Origin of the sequence: Streptomyces sp. NPDC057307, from assembly GCF_042667665.1 — a bacterium.
Lineage (GTDB): Bacteria > Actinomycetota > Actinomycetes > Streptomycetales > Streptomycetaceae > Streptomyces.
Map to the genome: position 1 here is coordinate 1 of NZ_JBHUZM010000249.1, position 5407 is coordinate 5407.

Genomic DNA, 5407 nt, shown 5'->3' on the forward strand with positions numbered 1-5407 from the left:
CCGCCGGCCGGGTCACCCCCGGCCGGCGGACCCGGCGCCGATCGGCTGTGACTGCGTACATCATCCGACGCGTGATCGCCGCGGTAATGCTGTTGCTGGTGGTCAGCGCAGTCACCTTCGCGATCTTCTTCCTTGTTCCACGGCTCGGTGGGCAGACGATCGACCAGCTGGCAGTCCAGTACGTCGGTAAGGACGCCAACCCCGATTCGATCGCCGCCGTCAAGGCGAACCTGGGGCTCGACCAGCCCCTCTACACCCAGTACTTCGACTTCATCAAGGGCATCTTCGTCGGCGCCGAGTACAACTTCGGCCCGGACCCGTCCATGTGCAACGCGCCCTGCTTCGGCTACTCCTTCAAGACGCACGTCGAGGTGTGGCCCGAGCTGATGGACCGGGTGCCGGTCACGTTCTCCCTGGCCATCGGTGCCGCGGTGATCTGGCTGATCTCCGGTGTCGCCATCGGTGTCCTCTCGGCGCTCAAGCGCGGCTCGATCTTCGACCGTGTCGCCATGACGCTGGCCCTCGCGGGCGTCTCGCTGCCGATCTTCTTCACCGGCATGCTCGGCCTCGCGCTGTTCACCGTCCAGTGGCCACTGTGGTCGGACGGCGTCAACTACGTCCCGTTCGCGGACAATCCGGCGGACTGGGCCTGGAACCTGCTCATCCCCTGGTGCAGCCTCGCCTTCCTCTACTCCGCCCTGTACGCCAGGCTCACCCGGGCCGGCATGCTGGAAGTGATGGGGGAGGACTACATCCGTACGGCGCGCGCCAAGGGCCTGCGGGAGAGCAAGGTCGTCGCCAAGCACGGACTGCGGTCCGCGCTGACGCCCATCGTGACGATCTTCGGTATGGACTTCGGCCTGCTGCTCGGCGGCGCCGTCATCACCGAACAGGTCTTCTCCTTCCAGGGCATGGGCGCGTACGCGATCCAGTCGGTGAAGGACGCCGACCTGCCGATCGTGATGGGTGTCACCCTGTTCGCCGCATTCTTCATCGTCTTCTGCAATCTGCTGGTGGACCTGGTGTACGCCGCCATCGACCCCAGGGTGAGGTACTCGTGAGCGAGGTTTCCAAGGAGCAGTCAGCCGTACGGGTTCCCGGTCCCGCCTCCGCTCCGGGCGAGCCGGTGGCCGCCGGGGCGCCCGGGTCCGGCGGTCCGGGGGAGCCCTTCCTCTCCGTACGCGACCTGCGCATCCACTTCCGGACCGACGACGGTCTGGTGAAGTCGGTCGACGGCGTCAGCTTCGACGTCCGGGCCGGCCAGACCCTCGGCATCGTGGGTGAGTCGGGCTCCGGCAAGTCGGTCACCTCGCTCGGCGTGATGGGCCTGCACCGCTCCGCCAACGCCGCGATATCGGGCGAAGTCTGGCTGGACGGTGAGGAGTTGGTCGGGGCCGACCCCGACCACGTACGACGGCTGCGCGGCCGGAAGATGGCCATGATCTTCCAGGACCCGCTGTCCGCGATGCACCCGTACTACCGCATCGGCGCCCAGATCGTGGAGGCGTACCGCGTCCACAACAAGGTCACCAAGAAGGTCGCCCGCGCCCGGGCGATCGAGATGCTCGACCGGGTCGGCATCCCCGAGCCGCACAAGCGGGTCGACAGCTATCCGCACGAGTTCTCCGGCGGTATGCGCCAGCGCGCGATGATCGCGATGGCCCTGGTCAACAACCCCGAACTGCTCATCGCCGACGAGCCGACGACCGCCCTGGACGTGACCGTCCAGGCGCAGATCCTCGACCTCATCAGGGATCTGCAGAAGGAGTTCGGCTCCGCCGTCATCATGATCACCCATGACCTCGGGGTCGTCGCCGAGATGGCGGACGACCTGCTGGTCATGTACGGCGGCCGGTGCATCGAGCGCGGACCGGCCGAGAAGGTGTTCTACGAGCCGCAGCACCCCTACACCTGGGGGCTGCTCGGCTCGATGCCCCGGATCGACCGTGAGCAGACGGACCGGCTCATCCCCGTCAAGGGCCAGCCGCCGTCCCTCATCAACGTTCCGCAGGGCTGCGCCTTCAACCCGCGCTGCCCGTACGCGGATGTGCCCAAGGGCGGCATCACGCGCACGGAGCGTCCCGAGCTGAAGCAGGTCGGCGCCGGGCACCACTCCGCCTGTCATATGTCGCAGGAGGAGCGGACCAAGATCTGGACCGAAGAGATTGCGCCGAAGCTGTGAGCGCCGACGCCGTGAGCAACGCAAAGGATCCCGCTGTGGCGGACAGGCCGGAGAAGGCGAACAGGCCCGACAAGGACCGGGCCGGTGAGCCCCTGCTGAGGGTGGAGGGGCTGGTCAAGCACTTCCCCGTCAAGAAGGGGCTGCTGCAGCGGCAGGTCGGCGCCGTCAAGGCGGTCGACGGGCTGTCGTTCGACGTCCATCCCGGCGAGACGCTCGGCATCGTGGGTGAGTCCGGCTGCGGCAAGTCGACCATGGGCCGGCTGATCACGCGGCTGGACGAACCGACCGGCGGGAAGATCGAGTTCCAGGGTCACGACATCACGCACATGTCGGCGGGCAGGATCCGTCCGCTCCGCCGTGACGTGCAGATGATCTTCCAGGACCCGTACTCGTCGCTGAACCCGCGCCACACGATCGGCACGATCGTCGGCGCGCCGTTCAAGCTCCAGAACGTGGCGCCCGAGGGCGGGGTGAAGAAGGAGGTCCAGCGCCTCCTGGGCCTGGTGGGCCTGAGCCCCGAGCACTACAACCGCTACCCGCACGAGTTCTCCGGCGGTCAGCGGCAGCGCATCGGAATCGCGCGGGCCCTGGCGCTGAGCCCGAAGCTGGTCGTCGCCGACGAGCCGGTCTCGGCGCTGGACGTGTCGATCCAGGCGCAGGTGGTGAACCTGCTGGACGACCTGCAGGACGAGCTGGGGCTCACGTACGTGATCATCGCGCACGACCTCTCGGTCATCCGCCATGTCTCGGACCGGATCGCCGTGATGTACCTCGGCAAGATCGTCGAACTGTCCGACCGCAAGTCGCTGTACGAGCGGCCGATGCACCCGTACACGAAGGCGCTGCTGTCGGCGGTGCCGGTGCCGGACCCGAGGCGGCGCGGCGTCAAGAGCGAGCGGATCCTGCTCAAGGGCGACGTGCCGTCGCCGATCTCGCCGCCGAGCGGCTGCCGGTTCCACACCCGTTGCTGGAAGGCGACGGAGGTGTGCCGGACGGTGGAGCCGCCGCTGATCCAGCTGGAGCCGGGCCACGAGGCGGCCTGCCACCACCCGGAGAACGCGCCGGACCAGATCCCGGACGACACGAAGGTGCTCGCCTCGGCGCGCGAGGCGATCGCGTTGGTGGGCGACGCGGTGGCGGTGGCCCCCGAGGCGGCCGTGGCCGCTCCCGCGACCGCGGAGACCTCCGAGACGCCGAAGGGCCTCACCAAGGAGTAACCCGTACGCGTACGTCACGCACGCGTATGTCACGCACGCCCCCCGCTCGCATGGTCCACCATGCGGACGGGGGGCTTCTGCGTGATGCGCGCGGGGCTTCTGCGCCGTACGGGAGGTTCACCCGGTTCGCCCCGCCCAACTGCGGCTCACCTGGCACGACTTGACCCGTTGGAGTGCGATGCCCCGGAGTCGGTCCATTTGTCGACTGTCCGGATCTCAGGTCTGCAACTCCGCATTGCGACCCGTTCATTTGGCACTTTCTTGACTGTAATGTTCGGCCGTCAAGACCGAGTTCCGGACTCGTCGGACCCCTGGGGTGGACCATGCGAATATTCAAGTCCCGAGCCGCTGGAGCGATCGTCACGGCCTTGGCCGTCGCGCTGATCGCCACCGGCTGCTCCAGCGAGCGCGACGAGGAAGGTGACTCGGGCGGCGCGAAGGACACCTTCGTCTTCGGCGGCCCCGGTGACCCCGGTTCGCTGGACCCGGCGCTCGCGAGCGACGGCGAGACCTTCCGGGTCACCCGGCAGGCGTTCGAGGCCCTGCTGAAGCACGAGTCGGGCGGCAGCACGCTCGCCCCGGCCCTGGCCGAGAAGTGGTCGAGCAACGAGGCCGGCACGGTCTGGACGTTCAACCTCCGTAAGGACGTGACGTTCCACGACGGCGAGAAGTTCAACGCCGCCGCCGTGTGCGCGAATTACGACCACTGGTTCAACTGGAAGGGCACGTACCAGTCCAGCGCGGTCTCCTACTACTGGCAGACCGTCATGGGCGGCTTCGCGGCCAACGAGGACCCCGAGACGCCGAAGGCGAACTACAAGTCCTGCACCGCGAAGGACGACAGCACCGCCGTCATCGAGGTCAACGAGCCCTCCGCGAACCTCCCCGGCGGCTTCTCCCTCCAGGCGCTGGCGATCCACTCGCCGAAGGCCCTGAAGGAGTACGAGAAGCAGGACGCCACCGCCAAGGGCGACGCCATCACGTACCCCAAGTACAGCCAGGTGGCCGGTACGGTCGCGGGCACCGGACCGTACAAGATCAGTGAGTGGAACAAGGGCAACAAGGAAGTCTCCCTGGAGCGTTACGACGACTACTGGGGCACCAAGGCCAAGATCAAGAACCTGGTCTTCCGCACCATCGACACCGAGGACGGCCGCCGCCAGGCCCTCCAGGCCGGTGACATCGACGGCTACGACCTGGTCGCGCCCGCCGATGTGAAGACGCTGGAGAGCGACGGCTTCCAGGTCCCCACGCGTGACGTCTTCAACATCTTCTACGTCGGCATGAGCCAGGAGAAGAACAAGGCGCTCCAGAAGCCCGAGGTCAGGCAGGCCATCGCGCAGGCCATCGACCGCGAGAACCTGGTCAAGACCCAGCTGCCCGAAGGCGGCGTCGTGGCCACGCAGTTCATGCCCGACACCGTCGCCGGCTACTCGGACGCCGTACAGAAGTACCCCTTCGACACGGCCAAGGCCAAGCAGCTCCTCGGGGACGCCGACGAGAGCGGACTGAAGGTCGAGTTCTGCTACCCGACCGAGGTCACCCGCCCGTACATGCCCGCTCCGCAGGACATGTTCGAGCTGATGAAGGCCGACCTGGAGAAGGCCGGGATCACCGTCACCCCCAAGCCCATGAAGTGGGCGCCGGACTACATCGACGCCACCGAGGCGGGCGGCTGCGAACTGCACATGCTCGGCTGGACCGGTGACTTCAACGACGGCTACAACTTCATCGGCACCTGGTTCGCCGAGTACGACAAGCAGTGGGGCTTCAAGGACAAGGGCGTCTTCGACGCGCTGAAGGTCGCGTCCACCGAGACCGACCCGGCCAAGCGGACGGAGCTGTACAAGAAGGCCAACGAGACGATCATGGCGTACCTGCCGGGTGTGCCGATCTCCTCCTCGCCGCCGGCGATCGCCTTCGCCGACGACGTCAACCCGCCGAAGGTCTCCCCGCTGACGCAGGAGAACTTCGCCGAGACGTCCTTCAAGTAACGGCACCAGCGGGC

At 67.4% G+C, this 5407-nt stretch carries 4 protein-coding genes; all 4 read left to right on the top strand.

Going from position 1 to position 5407, the window contains the following annotated elements; genetic code table 11:
* Positions 1 to 47 precede the first annotated feature (47 nt).
* Positions 48 to 1061 carry an ABC transporter permease gene (locus tag ACFUN8_RS36865; protein WP_383647682.1) on the top strand — a complete coding sequence of 338 codons (1014 nt, stop codon included), beginning with the start codon at positions 48 to 50 and terminating at the stop codon, positions 1059 to 1061.
* Entirely contained in the window at positions 1058 to 2182 is a 1125-nt protein-coding gene (locus ACFUN8_RS36870) for an ABC transporter ATP-binding protein (protein WP_383647675.1), read from the top strand. The genes ACFUN8_RS36865 and ACFUN8_RS36870 overlap by 4 nt, the downstream gene beginning before the upstream one ends.
* 35 nt (positions 2183 to 2217) lie before the next feature.
* Positions 2218 to 3399: an ABC transporter ATP-binding protein gene (locus ACFUN8_RS36875; protein WP_383647677.1), complete on the top strand. Its 1182-nt coding sequence runs from the start codon at positions 2218 to 2220 to the stop codon at positions 3397 to 3399.
* Positions 3400 to 3722: 323 nt separating this feature from the next.
* Entirely contained in the window at positions 3723 to 5393 is a 1671-nt protein-coding gene (locus ACFUN8_RS36880) for an ABC transporter substrate-binding protein (protein WP_383647680.1), read from the top strand.
* Positions 5394 to 5407 lie beyond the last annotated feature (14 nt).

Bases quoted from the DNA above. Each gene is read 5' to 3' on its own strand.
- ACFUN8_RS36880 (WP_383647680.1), top strand. From the start codon at position 3,723: ATGCGAATATTCAAGTCCCGAGCCGCTGGAGCGATCGTCACGGCCTTG.